The sequence below is a fragment of the Allocoleopsis sp. genome (assembly GCF_036703385.1).
In the GTDB taxonomy this organism is placed as follows: domain Bacteria; phylum Cyanobacteriota; class Cyanobacteriia; order Cyanobacteriales; family Coleofasciculaceae; genus Allocoleopsis.
Map to the genome: position 1 here is coordinate 1 of NZ_DATNPA010000165.1, position 20,470 is coordinate 20,470.

Here is a 20,470-nt window from a genome sequence, read left to right on the forward strand (position 1 = left end):
CAAAGAATAAGTGCTTTTGGTCGGCAACGGAACGAAAACCGGAAATAGGGACTAAAGTTATACCTTCTCTCGCTGCCGCCGCTGACATGGCTTTAAATTTTTCAGCAGCAGCGGTGCGAAGTTGGATCTGTCCATTCGCTGTAATGGGTTTCAGTTCTGATGCTGGTGCTTCTTGATAGGGCAGGTGTCCCAGAAGATTATCAACTTTTTCGGTTCCGGGACTTGATTGTGTCTGGCTACCCGCCGATGTTGATGTTTCGATTGGCTTTGGTTTGGACGCTAGAATCGACAAACTGATGATTGTGGCGATCGCGCCTAAGCCCAATAGCCCTACAATGACCCAAACAGGCTTAATCCGAGATCGGCGTTTAATGTCGGGTGTATCCCGTAGCGCCTCTGGAATATCGTCGTCTGGTGAGACTGAAAAGTTACCTGTTTTTCCTGGGAGATCCCCGTTATTCAAGAATCCACTCCTACACTGAAAATCAATACTGAAATAACCCGCTTGCTTTGCCTTGAGTTAGTCTAACAGCCTCTCTCGGAGTGTGTCTCCTCAAGCCACCTATTTTCTAGGATTGGCTTACCATCGTACAGATGTGTGACAAAGAGAGTGCATCATGCCCAGTGTTAATACTGAGCTGTTACAACCATTGATTAAACTCTATCTTCTGCTAGGCGGCGATGTCCTGCTGGGGTGGGTTTTAGGGCGCTTGCTACCCAAAAGAGTGCCAACGTTGATTGGTCAATTCCTATTTTGGATTAGTGTACCCGTCAGTATTATTACTTTTCTGCGGGGTGCTGACTTATCCGGAGCAATTTGGATTGCGCCAGTGATGGCATGAATAGCTATTTTACTGGGAGCGGGATTAGCGTGGATTTGGATTAAATTCAAGAGTAGGGGCGGGTTTAGCGACAAGGCTTGTTTAAAAAACCGCTAACACTCATACAAAACCCGCCCTTTGTGATGTTCGTGGGGTAAGGGCAGATTTTGAAGCAAAGCTAGTCGTATAACAGCAAACGTATCCCTAAACCCGCCTCTACAAAGATTTTGGTTTCGGTATGAATGATGCCAGATGTCAAATTACAAAAAATGCAGGCTCTTCAGTACCTAGTATGCTAATCCGCCTCATGCGATGCCCAAAATTCTTGCCCTGCAAGAATTCCGACAAATCGCTGAGGCTATATATCATCTCAATCAAAGACTGTTTGAATCGTTCATCATCCGTGTTTTCTGAAAGTGCAGACAGAAAATTTAATTCAGCTTGAATGCTCTCTGAAATTCGGGCGTAACTAAATCGAATTATTTGATGATTTAAGTTCATATCTGAATAGAAGTGATTGACAAACTTGATAATATTAATCTCGAAAACTACTGTCAATATATTAAAAAAAATAATTAATTATAAGTATTTAATGCAAAGTTAATTTCAATCATTTTGACGAATTGGTAACTCAATAATAAACTCACTTCCTTGATTTAATTCCGATTTAACTAGCAACTGCCCCTTGTGCTTTTCCACAATAATTCCATAGCTGATAGACAATCCTAATCCAGTTCCTTTACCGATAGGTTTTGTTGTAAAAAAAGGGTCAAACAGACGACTACATACTTCTTCTGTCATACCCGCCCCATTGTCAGTAACATAGATAAATACACGAGAAATGCTACTTTCATCACTTAGTAATGAATAATCTTCTTTGACTTCAGTGCGAATCCGAATAAAGGGCGAGGCTTGAGAGGAATCACGCCGCTTATCCATTCTCCTTTCTTCCAAAGCGTCAATCGCATTAGCTATCAAATTCATCAACACTTGGTTGAGGTGTCCTGGGTAACACTCAACTTTAGGTAATTTTCCATATTCTTTAATTAGTTCTATTTCCGAGTATTCATCTTTGGCTTTCAATTTATGCCTTAAAATTAATAGGGTGCTTTCAATCCCTTCGTGGATATCTACTCTCTTTTTTTCGGCTTCATTGAGCCGTGAAAAATTTTGTAGAGACTGAACAATATCACAGATACGTTCTGAGCCTATTTTCATCGAAGCCAAGAGTTTGGGTAAGTCACTGACCACGAAACTAAAATCCATGTCCTGCATTTTTTCCCTAATGGCATCTGATGGATGAGGATACTCTTGCTGATAGCAATTAATCAGCTTGAGAATGTCTTCAACATAGCCAGTAGCATGATTAATATTGCCGTAAACAAAACTAATTGGATTATTGATTTCGTGAGCGACCCCTGCAACTAACTGTCCCAAGCTCGACATTTTCTCACTGTGAATCAGTTGCGATTGGGCTTGAGTCAACTCCAACAACGTCCGTTCTAACTCTTGGGCTTTTTCACGTTCTCTCGCTTCGGCCAATTTGCGCTCAGTGATGTCATGGAGCGTACCGGCTATTCCTGCAATCTCACGACAACGCCCCACTATCAAGCGGGAATGAACCTCGAAAATGCGATCGCGACCGTCATTCGTCTGAAAACGCAGCTCATACCGCGTGTCTTGTATCTCTCCCTCCATCAGTCGGCGAAACTGCTGGTTGTAGTAGGGTTGGTCTTCCAGATGGATAAACGTCCAGCAGGGTTTACCTAAGCTTTCTTCTAGGCTAAATCCAGTAATCTCTGTCCAAGCCGGGTTGAGAAATGTCCACCTCCCAGCGGGGTCTGTCTGAAAAATCACTTCTTGGATGTTGTTGACAACCGAGCGGTAACGTTCCTCACTTTGACTTAGCTGGAGTTGAGACTGCTGCAATGTTGCCAATAGCTGATTAATGGCAGTACTCAAATGAGACAGTTCATCTCTACTCTTGGTAAACAAGCGCTCTTTTAGGTCTCCTTTGGCGCGAATCCGCCTGACCGTAGTACTAAACTGGGCTAACGGTGAGAGTACCCATTTTTCTAAGAGCAACAAGGTTACACAGCCAAATACCACACCCACAGCTAAAAGCGCTAATACCAGATAATCTAAGCCCTGTTTACCTTGTTGGTAGATATCTCTGGGAGTATCCACACGCAACAATAACCCAGGCTGCCCTTCAATATCCCTGAGCAGGGTATAACCTGCAATCCGAGCAGAACTCAAAGGACGGACGATAATCGCTGATTTAGCAAAAGTTTTGGCGTCTGATAGATCTTGGGCAAGCGCATCTTTTATGGCTTGGAAATCTTGAGGTAATTGCGCCTGGTGAAACGGATATATAGTGAGTGGTAAACGAGTCAATTGGGAGAGGCGTATTAATTCACCACGATTGAGAAAACGACCCAAAATGAGGCTGCCACGAATTGAGCCAGTACGGTCACTTTTCAAAATGGGCTGGGAAGCAACGAGTAGAGAACCTTCTGGCAAAAGCAGAATTCCTCTGTGGCTGCTATTGGGTGTACTGTGCTGGAGTAGGCCAGGGCGCGTGGCAATGTATTGCTTCAAGCTTGCAGGAACTGGGGTGGCTACCTTTTGCTGTAAATCTAAGCCTTTGCCATATTTAATTTGACCTCTTCTATTAATAAACACCATGAAATTAAGCCGGAGGTTGGCAAGACTCGTCTCGGCAAGATTTTCCTGGATGTATTTTTCGTTAACATCCTCAACAAAGGCGTAAGTGTCATCCCATCCAGCCCAATCCTTAGCTGTGCTATTGAGTTCTTGGAGATTGTTGGCTAATGCTTCTGTGACTCGCTCTACATTTTGGTGAGTCTGCTGAAACTCGATTTGGGCAACACGATTCAGCCAAATCGTTGACAAGCTGAGATACAGTGCCATCACAAGACACAACAGCGTCACGCCAATAATAAGAAGTGTCTTCTGACGCAAGGTCATGCGATCGCTCTCTTCTGGTGTGTGAGACCCGTCAGCCTGTCACTCCGTTAGCTGTTGACAATCAAGACATTCTCCACCGTAGCTTTTTAAAAATTAGTGTAGATGGCTCGATCTTGCGAGGCAATAAAAGGCAATATTTCTCAAGAATTTAACTCCATCCTCACCGGAAATAACAGTATAAATATGAAGAAATAATGAAGAGCGAAGCTAGACCTTGGCAAGCTAATCTTGAGTTTATCTCTCCTGAAGCCTTGCACCGCCCTATTCTTTTCTTTTCAATCAGCACAATCAATAAATGTGATAGTTGAATTGACGCTCTAAGGATTAGAATTCTGCGCCCGCTTTAATAACTGATCGGCATTGATCGCCCATTGAGAATTCCCTTGGGCGGTATAAAGGGCTTTGGCATATTGCAAAACTTGTTGGGCATCGCTAAATCGATTCTGCCGCAGAAAGACTAAACCTGCCCCGTAATAAGCATTAGCATAGTTAGAGTTACTTTCAGCGGCTTTTCGGAACGCTACGAGTGCTGCATCAAAGTTTCCCTGATTGAACAAAATTGACCCTAGATTATAGTGCGCTTCCGAGTACTTAGGGTTAATTTTTAGGGCTTGCTGAAATAAGTTTTTTGCTTCTTCAATCTTACCTTGTTGTAAATAAATCAGCCCTATATGATAAGCCGGTTCTGGGGCATTTTGACTCAGCTGCATCGCACTCTTGAATTGAGCGATCGCCTGGTCTTGTTCTCCCGATTGCGAAAGCAGCAGACCGTAGTTGTAATGGGCAACACCGAGGTTGGGTTCAAGTTCGAGTGCCCGTGTGAGATAATCCCGTGCTTGCTGTAAATTATTCCCTTCTAACAGCGCTGCCCCTAAGTTAGCAAAGGCGAGGGCAAAGTTCGGATCTATCTGGGTTGCCTGATAAAAGGCTTCAGCTGATGCTTGTAATTGTCCTGCTTGGCGCAACGCTAACCCCAAGTTGTAGTGGGCGGGTGCTAGCTGGGGGTTCAGTTGAGAGGCTTGTCGAAATGCTGCGATCGCTTCTGGTAATTTTCCCTGCTGAATCAACCCAATCCCCTTGTTGAGTTCCTCAACGGCGGCGGGTTGTGTCGGCGTCAGCACAGGAAGTGATTGCGCCAACGGTTCGGCAGCCAGTGGCTGTGTCAGTACCGTTAGGCTTGCACTCAGCAACAGTAAGCTGATGGCAACACAAACGTTGTAGAACTGGGGACTAGGGTGTGTTTTGAAACCGCTAGATCCCCCCCAGCCCCCCAATGAATAAAAGGCTTCGTCCTTACTCCTCTCCCCTTTTAGGGGAGAACGAGAGGGGTGGGGGGAGAATTGAATCAAAGTCCCCCTTGTTAAGGGGGATTTAGGGCGATCTTCCTTTGCCTGAGGCGCAGTTAACCCTCTCTTCCTTAATCGCCCCTTTTGGTTAAAAATTGTTAAGCTAAAGGGGGGCAAATTCTGCTGTATTTTGAAACAAATTCGTTTCCAACTGTTGCTTTGTTTCATAAATAGTTTAATTCCTTCATCTCCCTTAACTTAACTTAATTTTTAATGAAGTTTGTCTTACAAGACATTGCAAGTTTAATTTAATAGCCCACAGAAGCGCTAATCTCACAGGCAGATACCTTTGATGACATCTCCATATTGGCATCGGCGACTTATTAGGAGAGAAGACAGCCGAGGTAACAATGCCTGTATCAACCGATTTTAGATTTTGGATGCAAGGATTTTGGGGCTACCGCGATACTGGCGGGCGGGGCAGAGAGCAGAATACCTCAGTCCAAAATCAGTCAGCCAAAATCGAAATCGGCAGTTCAACTGCATCACTCCTTTTTAATCTGGGGGGAAATCATGAACCAAAAAGTGAGTTCTGCCACCCGTAATGTGGCAATTGTTGGTCCCTATTTAAGTGGTAAAACAACACTATTAGAAAGTTTGTTGTTTGTCACGGGTGCAATTTCGCGCAAAGGCAGTATCAAAGACGGTAATACGGTGGGGGATGGTGCTGCCGAAGCACGCGATCGCCAAATGACGGTGGAAGTCAGCGCGGCGGCTACCGAATATCAAGACGTTCGTTTCACCTTTGTCGATTGTCCTGGTTCCATTGAATTTGCACAAGAAACCTATAACGCTTTAATTGGTGTCGATGCGGCGGTCGTCGTTTGTGAACCCGTTACCGATCGCGTCCTCACCTTAGCTCCCTTATTCAAATTCCTCGATGACTGGGAAATCCCACATCTAGTCTTTATCAACAAAATGGATCGGCTCACCTGCGATGGTGATGGTTGGGGGGAATCTTATCGATCCATCTTAGACGCCCTCAAATCCGTCTCGACGCGCCCCCTAATCCCGCACCAATACCCTATTGGTCAAGGCGAACAGCTACTAGGGTTTATAGATTTAGTCACAGAGCAAGCTTTCCATTACCATCCTGGTGCGCCGGCTGATCCGGTGCCGCTGCCAGAGTCTCTCAAAGAGCAAGAACATGCGGCACGGGCAGAAATGTTGGAAGCCCTGGCTGATTTTGATGACCACCTACTAGAAGAACTATTAGAGGAAATTGAGCCACCCCAAGAAGAAATTGTCCAAGACTTGAGGATGGAATTGGGGGCAGATTTAATTGTGCCCGTATTCATCGGTGTCGCTGAACAAGATTACGGGGTTCGGCACCTGATTGATGCCCTGGTAAGGGAAGCCCCAACCCCTGAAACGACGGCTGAGCGGCGAGGGCTAGATATCCACTCCGAGACGGCAGTGGCGCAGGTACTCAAAACCTATTACACACCTCAAGGCGGTAAACTCTCTCTCGTGCGCGTCTGGCAGGGTCAACTTACGGATGGAATCGTCCTGAATGGAGTCCGTGCTGGTGGTTTGTACCGTATGCTCGGTCAGCAACAGCAGTCGGTTTCCTTAGCTCCAGCCGGTGAGATTGTCGCGATTGGACGCTTAGAAGGAATTCAAACTAGCCAAACTCTAACCAGCAATTCTGGCGGGGGGAGTGAATTGTCGAAAGCGGACGCACTGCGACCAGTCTATGCACTAGCGATCGCCGCAGAAAATCGCAAAGATGAAGTCAAGCTCAGTAATGCATTAACCAAGCTGCTGGAAGAAGACCCCTCTCTGGCTTGGGAGCAGCATGGGGATACCAACGAAATCATCCTTTGGGGACAGGGTGAAATTCACCTTCAGGTCGCCTTAGATCGACTGCGGCGCAAGTATAACCTACCAATGGCAACTCACCTGCCGCGAGTGCCCTACAAAGAAACCATCCGCAAACCCACCAATTCCCACGGACGCTACAAGCATCAAAGTGGTGGTCACGGGCAGTTTGGGGATGTTTACCTAGATATCAAACCCGTACCGCGTGGCGAAGGCTTTAGCTTCTCGGAAACAATTGTAGGAGGTGTGGTGCCGAAGCAATACATCCCTGGCGTGGAAATTGGAGTGCGGGAATATTTGACTCATGGGCCACTCGGTTTCCCAGTGGTTGATGTGGCTGTTACCCTAACCAATGGTTCTTATCACAACGTCGATAGTTCCGAACAAGCCTTTAAGCAGGCAGCGCGGTTAGCGATGACGGATGGAATGACTAAGTGTGAGCCGGTGCTTTTAGAACCCATCATGACCATTCAGGTGTGTGCGCCGAAGGATTTCACCTCGAAAGTTCTGCAACTGATCACTGGGCGTCGGGGACAAATTCTCGGCTACGAAGGGCGTTCTGATTGGCAGGGTTGGGATTGTGTTTCTGGCTATCTGCCTCAGGCGGAAATGCACGACTTCATCGTTGAGTTGCGATCGCTCACTATGGGTGTTGGCTTCTTCAACTGGCAGTATGACCATCTCCAGGAAGTCCCCGGTAAACTCGCTGAAAACGTTCTGGCTACCAGTAGTAATGGGAATGGGAATGGCAAGCATTAAACAGGCTGAAGTGTAGAGGATGAAGGACAAATTTCACCCTTCATCGCTGGAGGGCATCGACTCGTCGGTGCCCTATTAGATTACTCGCATGTTGCACCCTGCCGTGAACTAAAGTTCCGGCTCAAAGCTTAAGTCCGTTTCAACGGACTCAAACCCTTACCGAGTCAGCTAAAGCTGACTTTATAGCTGTCGCCATAAAGGTTAGGACTTTCTTTAACGGCTGAAACAACCACCGCACCACCATGCATAAAGAGCGATCACACCTCCTACATTTACCAATCAGAACGATGTTCTTGGCGGTCTCACCTCACAGCAAATACACTCGAATGCGATCCGAAAGTTCACACAGGTGGTTGGATATTAAGCTAATCGTCTGTCAGTAATCGCTCCAGCAAACTCGGTGCAACCCAAAAGCCAACCTCTCTTAACTGTTCAAAAGTTGTCTCTAAATCTAGTAAGCCAGCTCTGGCAGCATCTTTCAAAATACCCAAAAGTCCGATAATTCTTAATCCACGTTCCAAAGCAATTCCTCTTGCTGCTTTGTCGTCCAAAATCACCAGATCTGCTTTCAGTTGTTCTGCGAGTAAAATTGCCTCTCGTTCACCTGGATCGAGTTTTTCCACTTCAATACTTTGAATAGTTTCGATCGCTTGTATCTGAATCCAGTCAGGAGGTTGAGTCATCCAATTTTTTACTACAGGCGGTGACTCAGACGCACTCAGTTCATCAGCAACAGTTTGAGGAATCGTGATCACGTTGTACAGGACTGGTAGTATTTCAATCTGGTTAATCAGCAACAAATAACAAATTGGAGACGTGTCAGAGACGACAATCATTGCGCCCTGAATTCTTTAATAGTTTGAAGATCTTGTTCTAATTCAGCTTCGTCATAGTTGAGATAAACACCCATCCGCTTCAAAAAGGCGTGAGTCTCAAGCCGAGATGGTAAATTCAGTATCTGACGCACTTCAGCAGTGTTGACTTTTCCACAATGGTAAGCATCAACAATAATTACTTCTAAGAGCCGACGGGAGAGACTCCCCCATGTTTGGTCTAGTCGTTGGGCAATTTCATCAGGAATTTCAACCGTGATTTGCATTGACTATTTAACTAATAGGTTTAATCTTAGCTCTATGATAAGCGATCGCGCCTCATCGGTTAGGTTGAGGGAAGAAACCCAACATTCATCGGCGTTTAGTGTGGCTTTGGAAAAGAGCGATCACGCCTCCTACAATTAAATGAATGAGAGATGCTTGTACGGGTGCGATCGCTCCAAAAAACGTACTATATTTTGATTATTAGTGTATTTAAATAAACGATTTTTATTAAAGCCAGAATCTTCAACGTCTTCTGCAAATGACCGTTAAACTGGGTTTAATGCTTCTGTCTTTGCCCTATGGATAATACACAAAAATGGTATATTGTCAAGCGTCCTGATGGGCCGTGCGAAATTCTTCCCAGCACTCAAGTGGAAGGGGAAGAAGACCCAACAATTGTGGAACGATGGGGACCCTTTGATTCACAACAAGATGCGATCGCACGTCGCGTGGGACTGATTCGCGCAGGCAAGTGTCAGCCCATCTAAACCGAATTTAGCCTCTAGCAGGGGCGCTTTAATTTAACGTGCCGAAGATTGTAGTTTGGGGTTTTGCTTGCTGGCAATCTTCTGCTGAAGGACTTCAAGACCTTTGGCATATTGAGGATCGTCTGGGGTACCGATTTTAGCCCGATCCTGCTGCAATGACTTACGCTGTGCGTCCGACAGCTCTACCACAACATCTGGGGCAATTCCTAACTTATTGATATCCCGACCACTGGGTGTAAGATACTTAGCGATCGTCACAGCAAGACCTGAGCCATCTTCCAGCCCTCGCACTGATTGAACCAACCCTTTCCCAAACGTCTGAGTTCCTACCAGAGTCCCTCGTTTATCATCTTGTAAGGCCCCAGACAGAATTTCACTGGCACTGGCTGAACCTCCATCGACCAGCACGACTAGTGGTTTATCTGTCAGTGCCCGATTGTTGGCTACCTCACGGTCTGTTTCTCCCTGGCGATTTACCGTCGAGACTATTCCCCCGTCATCGATCCACATCCGAGCAATTTCAACACTGGCTTGGAGTAAACCACCTGGGTTGGAGCGTAAATCTAAAATATAGCCAGTCACTTGCTGCTTTTCTAATGCTTTGAGCGCATTGCGCATTTCCTGCGCTGCATTGGCGCTAAATTGGTTGAGGCGAATATAGCCTACCTTCCCGGCCTGCGAGTTCTTAGACTCGTAGCGTACCGGATGAATTTCAATTTTCGTCCGTGTTAGCTGATAATCGATTTGCTTTTTAGCCCGCTCAACCGTCAGTTTTACTGAAGTTCCGGGTTCGCCGCGAATCAGCTTGACGGCTTGGTTGACATCCATGCCTTCGGTACTCTTGCCATCAATCTTGACGATCACATCCTTCGCCAGAACCCCAGCCTTAAACGCGGGTGTATCCTCAATGGGTGAAATCACCATCAGCTTTTTCGTGGCTTCATCCTGGGCAAGCTGAATCCCAACACCCGTCAGTTCTCCAGAGGTATCAATCTGCATGTTCTTGAACTCTTGCGGGTCCATGAACCGGGTGTAAGGATCCCCCAGCTTCTTCAGCATTTCCCGAATTGCCTTATAAGCTTCTTCCTGGTTGGTGTAATGGCGGTTCAGATAGTCGTTGCGAACTGCCCGCCAGTCTTGCTGATTGAACGTGCCATCTACGTATTGACGGTCAATTATCTGCCAAACTTCATCCACTAACTCCTTAGGGCTTTGATTAAAAACTTCACTTAAAACTGCTTGGCTCTTAGATAAAAGACCGACCGTTGTTACCGTAACAGTTGTTATTGCTAATGCTGTTGCACCAAGAACGAGGCCACGTTTTGTAATTACCATAATCCTTTCACAAGCTGGAGGAAAACTACTGCAAAGGAATTACGCTCACTCTAACACGCTATGCCAGAAAGCGCCTAAGTCTATATATTTATGCAAGCCAGCGGCTTCTAGTCCGGACAATACGGTTTTCTCGATGGGAAATTGATTCGAGTAAAAAGCGTTAACTTTTATAACCATTGTCCTTCAATTATCCTCTGTTTGGGCTACCTCCAGAGGCTGGCAAAGTTGGCGATCGCTTTGTCTAACTTTTGGGTTGTTTTGCAGATAATACCGCAGCCAGTTGCAACTTTTATCCAACAGGTCATCTAAATCTAAATTCCACACCATCACGGTATTATCCCGGCTGGCAGAGGCGAGTGCCTTACCATCATTACTCCAGCTGACGCTGGTAACGCGATCTTTGTGCCCTTCCAGGGTCTTAATTAAAGTATCATCCAGCCGCCACAGCTGTACCCGGTTATCCCAGCTGGTGGTTGCCAGAATGTGACCGGTAGGACTAAAACGGACGTGAGCGACACTATCGCTATGGCCTCTCAAGGTTCTGATCAGTTCTCCCTGGCGACTCCAGAGTTTGACTGTATTGTCATAACTTGCCGAAGCGAGCATCTGAGAGTCCGGTGAAAAATTGACATCCAATACCCAATTACTATGCCCCCGCAACGTCTTCAGCAATTTTCCCTCTGCTGTCCATAGAGTCACAGTCTTGTCATCACTAGCAGAAGCCAACAGTTGACCATCAGGGCTAAAGGTCACTGCATTAATGCGTGAATCGGAGCTATTCCCTCGGGTGGATGCGCTTCTCTCCCCCGAACCAGTAAAGTAATCTGAGGAATTGAGATGGGCAACCAAAGTCTTAATTAACGTACCACGGCGAGTCCAGAGTTTGACAGTCCCATCACGACTGGAAGACGCTAGCCGTTTTCCGTCAGGGCTAAAGCTGACACTCAACACCCAACCGCTATGCCCGGTTAACGTTTTAATCAAGTCACCGCTCTTCGTCCAGAGTTTCACGGTTCCATCGCGACTCCCTGAGGCCAAGGCTTGACCATCCGGACTGAAACTAATACTGTCGATGCGATCACTATGTCCCTTCAAGATGTGAAGTAACTTACCGCTCTTCGTCCAGAGCTTCACCGTTCCGTCATTGCCTGCCGTGGCAACCAGCTTGCTATCGGGTGAAAAGGTAACCTCTCTCACATTATCCCGAACCGGTAAAATCAGGCGAGACTGATTATCAAGACCCCAGAGCCTGATGGTTTTGTCACTGCTAGCCGAGGCAAGAATAGGGACTGGATTAAAGGTTGTTCGCGTAGCGTTCCCGGAAGGGGTAAGTTGAAGGTTTGAAGGTATTAAGGTTGAAGGTTTGAAGGTTGAAAGTTGAAGGTTTGAAGAGTGTACTCTGGAGGAGAACTCGTTCTCTACAGGAGTTTCCCTGTGCCCAGCAAGGGTGGGTAGGTTTTTCTGTACACTTGCAACATTCCACTTACCAACATTCAACCCACTAACGGGAACAGGACTGAAACTAACCGCCGTGACACTATCGCTATGTCCTGTAAACGTTTGTAGGAGAGTACCGTTCCGATCCCATAGCCTTACGGTATTGTCAGCACTCGCTGAGGCAAGTCGCTGACCATCAGCACTAAAAGCTACTTCCAATACCCATCCCTGATGCTTGGGGAACGTTTTGAGCAGCTCACCGTTCCGGTTCCACAGCTTCACGGTTTGATCATCGCTAGCGGAAGCCAGTAACTGACCATCAGGACTGAATACCACACAGTTAACCTTGCCAGTGTGCCCTTTAATCGTTTGTACTAACTGACCCAGTGGCGTCCACAGCTCAATTGTTCCATCCTGACTTGCTGAAGCTAAGAGCTGACCATCCGGACTAAAGCTGACCCCCTGCACTACACCCCTGTGGCTCTGAATTGTCTTAACTAACTGACCCTCAACTGTCCAAAAGCGAATGGTGCCATCGCCACCCGCAGAAGCAATCAGCTGTCCATCGGGACTAAACGAGACGCTATAAACCTGACCAACATGACCCCGAAGCGTTCTCACGGCTTTGCCGTCGCGACGCCAGAGCCTTACCGTGCCATCCCAGCTACCCGATGCAATCAGCTGTCCATCGGGACTAAACGAGACGCTAGTGACACTACCTTGGTGTCCGTTGAGGGTCGTCACTAACCTGCCATCGGGATGCCATAATTTTACGGTTTTATCCTGGCTAGCAGAAGCAATCAGCTGACCATCCGGTGAAAAGCTCACTTTCCAGACGACATCACTATGCCCCTCCAATCGATTGCGCTCTGAAGCTTGGTAAACGGCTTGCGAGAGAGCGGTGACCACCTGTAACCGGGTATCAGGTTCTACCGAACGCTTGGCTGTCTCTATGTCCTTGAGGCGTCTTGCTGCTCTTAACCCTTCAAGGAGCGCATCCAGGTTTTTGTTGGAGACAAAGAGTGCTTCTGAAGAAGCACTAATGGCACTTAATTGGGCATTGATCGACAGTTGTGCTGCCAGTCTTCTTTGAACCTCAGCTCGCCACCCCAAGGCACCCGCTGTAATGGCTAGGACGGCCATTGTCGCACCTAGTGCGATCGCACGCAGTCGCTGTTTATGAGCCCGCACCAGTGCCTTTTGACTTCTCTCTAGCTGTGCCACTACATTAAACTGAGTAAGCTGCTGATATTTTTGACGAATTGGTTCAACTAGATAATCATGAACCAGCTGATATCGGTCTTGTTGCTCCTCCGGCACTCTGAACAGCAAGCCAGAACCTACCAAAATCCTTAAAATCAAATTTAGTTTGTCGGGTATCAGGGGTGAGTCTAAACAGTCAGAACTTAAGAAGCATTGCTGACTGACGCACATGGGTGTAACTCCAAGACTCAGGAGCAATTCAGGCATTGTTTTCAAAGGACGGGTACCTCGTTCATCCGTTAAGGAGAAGAGGACTTGCCAAACCGTATCTTCGTTTTCTGACCCACAATCGTGGATAACATTTAAGAGCGATCGCTCCACTAACGTTGTCTTTGGGTCAGTTCCTAGAGCATAGTATTGTTCTAGCGTTGTAATTTTTTCCGCTTGTAGCTGTTGCCCTACAACTTGCAACTCGATCAGACGCACCACTCCTGCACTCCCTGCTAAATCTCGCACCAGGGCCGCAATTAGAGATTCTGCTAACTGAAACTGAGATACGGCGGCTAACGTGCTAATCACGTTTCTCGCATCGTCTGGCGACAGATCTCCTAAGTGGTAACGAAGCTGTCGATCCAGGATATTGTTGTTGATAGTGCTCAGGTTACAATAGCGCTCACACTCCAATAAATAGTGCAGATAATCTTCTCGCAGCGACAAAATAACTTTTAAGAAAGGAAGATTCAGACACTGCGCCAAAAACTCATAAAACTCACGTCGCTGTTCTAGGTTGGTACAGAAGAAGAATTCTTCAAACTGGTCGAAAATGAGCACCGTTAACAGTTTGTTTTCGGCAGCAAGCCTCAACTGTTTTAGGATTCTTTGAAGTCTTGGGTTAGAAATTAGGGGTTGGAAACTGGGAATCGGAGCTGGGTTTATTGTTTGTGATCGAGCTACCGATAGAGCTAGGGCTAGCATTTCCGATTGCCGAAGAGTACCGCCGCTTTGGAGCGATCGCAAAGCGTGTTCTGTTGGCGTAGCGGTTCCTTCAGAGCTAGGACTAGGATTAGGAGCCTGAACCTGCAAGATGTTCCACTCAGGCTCGTCACACACAGATTGCCGGATTTTGACTTCCTCTTCCGGTTGGGGTTCTTCCTGGGACGCGTTCGACCACCGAACTTGCCGACTGGCTAAGGCTTCTTTGATACGCCTTTCCAACTCTCCTAGCCAATCCCTGTAAGCTTTTTGTACAATCGGCATGGTCTCTCGGGCACCAATAATGCGCGAGCCCAGAGCGGGTATTAAACCCGCATTAATCAAGGAACTTTTACCAACACCAGAAGAACCATGAATGATCGTCAGTTTATGGTCATTGCGGCTGAGACGTTCGATTAGGTGATTGACATCAGATTGACGCCCTGCTGCCGCAATTTCCAGCGATGAGATGCCTCGACCTTGCCGCGTAAAGGGTTGCAAGGGAGCTGCACCCAGGAAGGTAGAAAATCCATACTGTTGCTCAATGGAGCGTTGCTGTTGTTTGAGTGCAAAGGCTCGTAAGTATTGCCCCTGCTCGACGTAGAGCGATCGCAATTCTTCCAAGATGGAAATGTATAGCTGTGGCTGCTTCTTGAGAGAGCTAGGCAGACAAGAATCCGCCTTAATGGCTTGTTCTAGGTGTGCAATCGCAGCAGTCCGTTCACCCAATTGCCGTTGAGCTTTCGCCGAGTACAACAGATACCATGCTTGGTATTGGGGTTGAGGCAACTGAGCGTGATCAAGAATATCAAGGGCAGCAAGTGCTAAGTATTTGACGTTCTCCCATTCTGACTGGCTCAAGGCAACAGCCGCCAAAAAGCCATAAGCTTGAGCCAATCGCACTGGACGGTCTTGGGTTTCAGGCTCGTCCAAAAAGTTTAAGGCCAGAGCTTGTAACTCTGTCCAGTTTTGCAGGTTTTGCAATACCTCGCCCAGCTGAATCGTTAGCTGAGCGACCAAGTCTTTTCGCCCCGCGATCGTCAATACCTCTATAGCTGCACTAAATGACTCTTTGGCTTGTTCCCACTTCGTGCGGCAGGTAAGTTGTTGCAACTCAGCTTGACGGCAATAACATAAACCGATGTGATGAAAAAGTAGCCCAGCTCGCTCTAATAATTTTGCCTGGGCAGGATTCTCCCCCTGTCCCCATCTCCTCCTCGGCTGAACTCGAGACTCCCACTCACCGCCTCTGTCCACTTCTTGCCGCCAAAAGTCGAGACTCTGCTGGTACTGCTGGAGCGCCAGATCAATCTGGTCATGGCTAAAGGCATCTCGCCCTAGAATAAACTGCCAAGTGTTCCATTGCGCGGGTTGTAAACAGACGCCACGAGATGTTAAGTCCCGCAACGCCGAATCAAGTTCCTGGCGTCGGCGGCAACCGGGTGCCAAATTGAGAACGTCGTTGGGTAAAAACTCGCCTAAATCGCTCCCCAAGAGCGTCATAAATAGCTCATCTTCTGTTTGCTGCCATAAAGCCAGCAACTCCTGGGTAGCGAGTTCAAACTTAATTGAAGTCGCAGCCCAACTCTTAAAATCAGGAGCAAACCGAGTCAGCTTCTGCAAAACTTCATCAGTGACCCACAAGACGAGAGGACGTGTTAAGTTTTTCCGAAACTCCTCTCGAACCTGGTTGGTTGAAATGAGTACCTGATCAATTGTTGTTACTGAATCTAGACCGAATACAATCAGAGCCGATGTCTGCTCATCGGCGAGGGCAGTCACAATCGGGGTGTATAAGGTTTTGATGGATTTACTCAATATCAGGTCGCTTAACGTTACTCCCGCTGGTACTTGAAGCCGCTGCCACATTTGCTCTTTACAGACTTCGTAGTTGCAGCGCACCAAAATCAGTGCAAAGTGCCCTTCTGAGAGAGTAATTGCTCTGGATAACGTTGACAGCGATCGCTCATTGGATGCCGCTACTTCTTTGATTTGATTTGGCTCCCTCATTCAATTCACGTTGTGACTGCTACTGGTGCACAATTGCCACTAATCGGCTGATGTTGCTATCGCTAAAGCAAAATTCCAAATATTTTTTAATAAGGTTAAAACCAGTGCGGTTAGCTATTGCTCAAAATGCACTGCTAAGTTCAGCCTAGGTTTTCAGTGACGAGTCTTGTTTGTTCTCATCACCTTGACAAAAGTTGTTCACAGATGCGAAGGGAAACACCCCGCTTCGCTCCTCTAGACTATGTTGACGCTCCTTGCGTCGCTAATGCTGACACTCGAAGACTGGCTATCGCAAACCCTAACGCCTTCGTTATGGATACAAAAACCATCCTGATTTCTGAGAAGAGGGACTTAACTACCGTCCTGTTGTACTGTAGGTTCGTAAGTATCCGCTGCCTTTGGAACGTGTGTCAAGTCAGTGAGGTATCAACTAACAACGTGTAGATACTTGCTCTCGTACAGTCACAGAGCTTTTTACTCGTCCACAACCCAATCGCTAATGATTTTACCTGTGCTTAGACGGGATCTTAGTGTGTTTGTTTCAATCCCCTTTTCCGTCACTGGTGAGAGTCGCCAAACCCCATGCGGTTTTCCGCTTCGATAACACGAATCACGCTCCGTAGAGCGCCAAAAATTTCGTTTCATTGGCTCAGTCGCACGATAGTAGATGACATCCTGATGTTGAATCACACAATTTTTTTAAGGATTGCATGATTCTGCACATTCATAGTATCAGTGATTTCCGAGGGATAGTATGTAGCCTTAAACATTAAAATATTCCGTAATTTCACTAGTCATGATTGGCCTGACATTTCTGTCACTGGCAGCTAGCTTGTCAGCGAGCAAAAAGTCTCGAAAGACGTGATAAAATCCAGTCATCTTTGTGATATCGATCGCTGACAGACTTGTTGGTTAGTCAATAATTTCCCTGAGCTTACGCTACCCAAACTTACCGTAACCCAGCCGCTATGCTAAATTGACTGGATGACGGCAAGTAGAAGTTTTGAACTCCCTAATATGGAATATGGCGGTCTATAAGAGAAGCCTGGGTATCACTTTCCTCTCGTGACAACACCAGGCCGGATTTGAGTTCCACCGGCTTTAGCCCTTGTTGGTTAAGGCAATCAAAGACTGAAACCTTTCTGTTTCTGCCAGAGCGGGATTGACTCCAAACCAGCGTCCCAATTCATCTCGGTATTCATAAACAAACCCACTGCGCAATAACACTTGGTATTCTCTTTCCCCTTTAACGATCTGCTGTCGAACTACTTGAGAGAGTAAATCCCATTCCTCCTCATCCACAGCTAAGGCAAGGTCATCGCGGTAGCCTTTAATAACACTTTCTAAGCATTCACGGGAGAAAGGCGGGTCTTCCTGTTGTAGGCAGTTATAGAGTAGCCCTAACAAGTTGCGGACATGACCCCCACTCACGCGACACATTCGATCTAGGGTGTCCGGATTGTCAAATACCTCTGAGATCAAATTCAGCCTCGCTTGAGCTTCCACATGGGGAAACGCTCGTGCCAGCACTAACTGTTGCAAGAGCGCCATCCCTTTTGGGAAGTCACGACCATCTCGTGACTGAATCGGCACCATCGGCAATACTTTAGGAGCCACACCGGCTCCCAAGCGATTTTTTAGGGCTTCGTACTCGTTGCAGAACATCAAAGCCAAGGGCAGGGTGTAAACCAGATGACACTTTAAGTCTCGTAACTGAGAGCCACGGTCGATGAAGAGGTATTCTGGTTGCGATCGCCCAGAAGGCACAGGTCTGGGATCAACCCGATCCAAATTATCTACAATGACCACCAAACCCTTTTTGCCACGATGCTTTAGTTCCTCAATGCCCCGGAGTAAAATTTCTTCGTTGATGGCACTCAAAATGCTTTTGGTTCGAGGTTCTAGGTGCTGCCTGAGCTGGTCGCGCAACTGCGGACTGTCTTTAGTTTTAGCCGTAATTTTGGCAATACCAACCGAGAGTTCGGCTTCCGTTGACAGCTCAATGGGGGTCTGCAAAAAGTCTTTGATGTCGTTAAATAACTTGGCAAACGACCGAGGTTTGAGGTGGATGTCCACAGCTTCTAGGCTTTCGCTCACTGACCTAGCGATGCTGAGCAAAATATCAGTGATATCGACATCCGCCATGTCTAGGTCTTTACTGGACTCAAAATAAACGACATGAAATTGTTGCGCCTCCAACTGAGCTTTGAGTCGAAACAGCTCAGTAGACTTTCCGCAACCGATGTGTCCCGTAAACAGCTGACAAGTGGGTTCATCCGGAGAAAGGCGAGTGATGGTTCGTCCTAAGGCTTCAACAATTCTGCCGCCACGGACAGAAGAAAAATCAATATAGTACTGACGATCCTCCGGATTCCCCACGACAAGAGTTTTAGCTGGGTTACAAGCTCTGAAAAATGTTGGTAGATGCAGCTTCATGTCTTCAAGCAAGTAGGACTCACGCACCCTATCAAGAATTTCAGGGATTTTAGGTTCTGTCGATCCCCCTCATGCCCCTCACCCCCCTCTGCCGCGATCGTGGAGGTATTCACCCGTTGATTGTGCGGGATATCAGGGGTAGAGAGGGAGGGGGTTTGGGGATCGCTGGTATAAGTTTTTACCGTCAGTTATAGCAAAAAGGCAGAAGGCAGAAGGCTTTTATGTTTATTACTGCTACGTGGTCGTTTTAGCCGTTCAATCTGTCCTAAGCTTTATGGCGACAGCTATATCTTTCCTGATGACCAATGGCCTTCGGTTGTAAAACGAGAGGAGTCCTCTAAAACCTTACTTTTCAGGGAAAGTCCTGAAGCGCTCACCCCAATGGGTAGTAGAACCAACTATGTTATCTATGAACCCAAAATCGGTAACGATCGCTCTTCCTTCTGAACCAGGAAGGGACTGCCCGGCAATTTTGCCCCATCCGCTCAAGCCTGATTGAAGGATTTTAGGGGTGGGAGGGCTTTACTCAAGGTTCGGGAGAGCCTTACCTTATATAGATTCAGGAGTGGCACCTGCCCTTCCTAGTTACAGCGTCGGGAAAAGGAGTGGTTAAATGGGAAAGGTATCTTGGGCAACGTGGATAGATGAGTACAGTTACTTGGGGTTTACCCAGCAAATCTTCACTCTCCCTTGTCTTGATCAACATCATTAGGAAATTACAACCTCTTGGATTGAGCGGTAGTAGATGGAAAGCATCGCATCAGTCTCTCAAGCACAATTGACTACCCGGCGCAAGCAGCTGCGACGCGCACGCCGGATTAAATCTTTTCAAGCCATTTGGCGATCGCTGTTTGTCGGTGGAATGGCAAGCGGTTTGGTCTGGGCGATTACCTTACCCGATTGGGTGATATCGAACTCGGAACAAATTGTCGTCGAGGGCAATCACTTTCTGTCTGCCAAATCGATTCGCTCCTTGCTGCCCTTGTCGTATCCGGAATCCATCCTGCGCGTCCAACCCCAAGCGATCGCTAAATCCCTAGAGTCTCAAGCTCCGATTGCTGAAGCCACGGTGACACGGCAACTGCTGCCTCCCGGATTGACGATCAAAGTCAAAGAGCGTAAACCTGTAGCTATTGCTCAAGCTCCTAATCCCGCCAATACTCAAGTGCGTTCCTCCACCGCGGGAACAGGCTTACTGGATGCCCAAGGCGTTTGGATACCTGAAAATAGCTACACCAAGCTAGAGCAAAAGCTAGAGTTGCCCAGCCTGAAAGTGATTGGCTCATCCGATCAATATCTCCCTTACTGGTCGGAAGTTTACCAGACCGTAAGCCACTCCCCGGTTAAAGTTTTCGAGATAGATTGGCGAAATCCAGCCAATTTAATCCTGAAGACTGAGTTAGGAAATGTCCATCTAGGCCCATACAGTTCCCACTTGACAGAGCAACTGACCGTTCTGGATCGAATGAGAGAGTTGCCCTCCCATATCCAGACTGGGAAAATCGCCTATATTAACCTTCAAAATCCAGAATTTCCGGCGATTCAAATGACAAAGGGAAATGATACCGCATCACCAAGCACTCATTAAGATTAAAAATGAAGAGTGTAGTAAAGATGGATTCAAGTCCTCGGCCAAAACGGGTTCAGCGACCCTTGACCATCGCCCTATTCAAGGCGGTCAACATCCTCTGACCCATCGTTCGTTGGTTTTTGGATCGACTTACCCTATAGTTGACTCAGATTGCTACCTATAA

Annotated in this window: 14 protein-coding genes and 1 pseudogene; 5 read left to right on the plus strand and 10 right to left on the minus strand. The window is 47.1% G+C overall.

Annotated elements, in window-relative coordinates; all coding sequences use genetic code 11:
* Positions 1-463, minus strand: a 463-nt coding sequence (locus V6C93_RS08440) for a D-alanyl-D-alanine carboxypeptidase family protein (protein ID WP_333476210.1), incomplete at its 3' end; no start/stop codon positions are given.
* Positions 464-617: 154 nt separating this feature from the next.
* On the opposite strand from V6C93_RS08440, the pseudogene V6C93_RS08445 reads away from it, so the two are divergent.
* A pseudogene (locus V6C93_RS08445) lies at positions 618-839 on the plus strand (AEC family transporter); the annotation flags it as partial.
* A 237-nt stretch (positions 840-1,076) separates the two neighbouring features.
* Here the strand turns inward: V6C93_RS08445 and V6C93_RS08450 are convergent.
* From V6C93_RS08450 to V6C93_RS08460, 3 genes are all read right to left on the minus strand, one after another.
* Positions 1,077-1,322, minus strand: coding sequence for a hypothetical protein (locus V6C93_RS08450; RefSeq protein WP_333476212.1), 246 nt, complete (start codon positions 1,320-1,322; stop codon positions 1,077-1,079).
* 105 nt (positions 1,323-1,427) lie between these two features.
* Positions 1,428-3,812, minus strand: coding sequence for a CHASE4 domain-containing protein (locus V6C93_RS08455; RefSeq protein WP_333476213.1), 2,385 nt, complete (start codon positions 3,810-3,812; stop codon positions 1,428-1,430).
* 317 nt (positions 3,813-4,129) lie between these two features.
* Positions 4,130-5,014: a tetratricopeptide repeat protein gene (locus tag V6C93_RS08460; protein ID WP_414644158.1), complete on the minus strand. Its 885-nt coding sequence runs from the start codon at positions 5,012-5,014 to the stop codon at positions 4,130-4,132.
* 494 nt (positions 5,015-5,508) lie between these two features.
* Between V6C93_RS08460 and V6C93_RS08465 the strand changes: the two genes are divergently transcribed.
* The gene (locus V6C93_RS08465; RefSeq protein ID WP_333476215.1) at positions 5,509-5,703 is read left to right on the plus strand and encodes a hypothetical protein; all 195 of its coding nucleotides are present in this window, start codon (positions 5,509-5,511) and stop codon (positions 5,701-5,703) included.
* A complete protein-coding gene (locus V6C93_RS08470) occupies positions 5,672-7,738 on the plus strand; it encodes an elongation factor G (RefSeq protein ID WP_333476216.1) in 2,067 nt (688 codons plus the stop codon). Before V6C93_RS08465 ends, V6C93_RS08470 begins: the two co-directional genes overlap by 32 nt.
* A 365-nt stretch (positions 7,739-8,103) precedes the next feature.
* On the opposite strand, the gene V6C93_RS08475 is transcribed toward V6C93_RS08470, so the two are convergent.
* Together V6C93_RS08475 and V6C93_RS08480 are read right to left on the minus strand one after the other, a co-directional pair.
* The gene (locus tag V6C93_RS08475) at positions 8,104-8,574 is read right to left on the minus strand and encodes a DUF3368 domain-containing protein (protein ID WP_333476217.1); all 471 of its coding nucleotides are present in this window, start codon (positions 8,572-8,574) and stop codon (positions 8,104-8,106) included.
* Positions 8,571-8,837, minus strand: coding sequence for a UPF0175 family protein (locus V6C93_RS08480; RefSeq protein ID WP_333476218.1), 267 nt, complete (start codon positions 8,835-8,837; stop codon positions 8,571-8,573). Before V6C93_RS08480 ends, V6C93_RS08475 begins: the two co-directional genes overlap by 4 nt.
* A gap of 297 nt (positions 8,838-9,134) precedes the next feature.
* Here V6C93_RS08480 and V6C93_RS08485 point away from each other — a divergent pair, with 297 nt between their 5' ends.
* The gene (locus V6C93_RS08485; protein WP_333476219.1) at positions 9,135-9,323 is read left to right on the plus strand and encodes a DDE transposase family protein; all 189 of its coding nucleotides are present in this window, start codon (positions 9,135-9,137) and stop codon (positions 9,321-9,323) included.
* Between the two features lie 33 nt (positions 9,324-9,356).
* Here V6C93_RS08485 and ctpC read toward each other — a convergent pair whose 3' ends face one another.
* The 4 genes from ctpC to V6C93_RS08505 all read right to left on the minus strand — a co-directional run bounded on the left by ctpC (position 9,357) and on the right by V6C93_RS08505 (position 18,716).
* On the minus strand, positions 9,357-10,658 hold the full coding sequence (ctpC, locus tag V6C93_RS08490; RefSeq protein ID WP_333476220.1) for a carboxyl-terminal processing protease CtpC: 1,302 nt from the start codon (positions 10,656-10,658) through the stop codon (positions 9,357-9,359).
* 45 nt (positions 10,659-10,703) lie between these two features.
* On the minus strand, positions 10,704-10,835 hold the full coding sequence (locus V6C93_RS08495) for a hypothetical protein (RefSeq protein ID WP_333476221.1): 132 nt from the start codon (positions 10,833-10,835) through the stop codon (positions 10,704-10,706).
* Positions 10,836-10,841: 6 nt separating this feature from the next.
* Complete coding sequence (locus tag V6C93_RS08500) at positions 10,842-16,280, minus strand: hypothetical protein (protein WP_333476222.1); 5,439 nt, start codon at positions 16,278-16,280, stop codon at positions 10,842-10,844.
* A 1,101-nt stretch (positions 16,281-17,381) separates the two neighbouring features.
* Entirely contained in the window at positions 17,382-18,716 is a 1,335-nt protein-coding gene (locus V6C93_RS08505; protein WP_333476223.1) for a P-loop NTPase fold protein, read from the minus strand.
* A gap of 745 nt (positions 18,717-19,461) precedes the next feature.
* On the opposite strand from V6C93_RS08505, the gene V6C93_RS08510 reads away from it, so the two are divergent.
* The gene (locus tag V6C93_RS08510; protein ID WP_333476224.1) at positions 19,462-20,304 is read left to right on the plus strand and encodes a cell division protein FtsQ/DivIB; all 843 of its coding nucleotides are present in this window, start codon (positions 19,462-19,464) and stop codon (positions 20,302-20,304) included.
* Positions 20,305-20,470 lie beyond the last annotated feature (166 nt).

Coding starts and splice junctions, on each gene's coding strand:
- V6C93_RS08450 (WP_333476212.1), bottom strand. CDS start 1,322: ATGAACTTAAATCATCAAATAATTCGATTTAGTTACGCCCGAATTTCA.
- V6C93_RS08455 (WP_333476213.1), bottom strand. CDS start 3,812: ATGACCTTGCGTCAGAAGACACTTCTTATTATTGGCGTGACGCTGTTG.
- V6C93_RS08465 (WP_333476215.1), top strand. CDS start 5,509: ATGCCTGTATCAACCGATTTTAGATTTTGGATGCAAGGATTTTGGGGC.
- V6C93_RS08470 (WP_333476216.1), top strand. CDS start 5,672: ATGAACCAAAAAGTGAGTTCTGCCACCCGTAATGTGGCAATTGTTGGT.
- V6C93_RS08475 (WP_333476217.1), bottom strand. CDS start 8,574: ATGATTGTCGTCTCTGACACGTCTCCAATTTGTTATTTGTTGCTGATT.
- V6C93_RS08480 (WP_333476218.1), bottom strand. CDS start 8,837: ATGCAAATCACGGTTGAAATTCCTGATGAAATTGCCCAACGACTAGAC.
- V6C93_RS08485 (WP_333476219.1), top strand. CDS start 9,135: ATGGATAATACACAAAAATGGTATATTGTCAAGCGTCCTGATGGGCCG.
- ctpC (WP_333476220.1), bottom strand. CDS start 10,658: ATGGTAATTACAAAACGTGGCCTCGTTCTTGGTGCAACAGCATTAGCA.
- V6C93_RS08495 (WP_333476221.1), bottom strand. CDS start 10,835: ATGGTTATAAAAGTTAACGCTTTTTACTCGAATCAATTTCCCATCGAG.
- V6C93_RS08500 (WP_333476222.1), bottom strand. CDS start 16,280: ATGAGGGAGCCAAATCAAATCAAAGAAGTAGCGGCATCCAATGAGCGA.
- V6C93_RS08505 (WP_333476223.1), bottom strand. CDS start 18,716: ATGAAGCTGCATCTACCAACATTTTTCAGAGCTTGTAACCCAGCTAAA.
- V6C93_RS08510 (WP_333476224.1), top strand. CDS start 19,462: ATGGAAAGCATCGCATCAGTCTCTCAAGCACAATTGACTACCCGGCGC.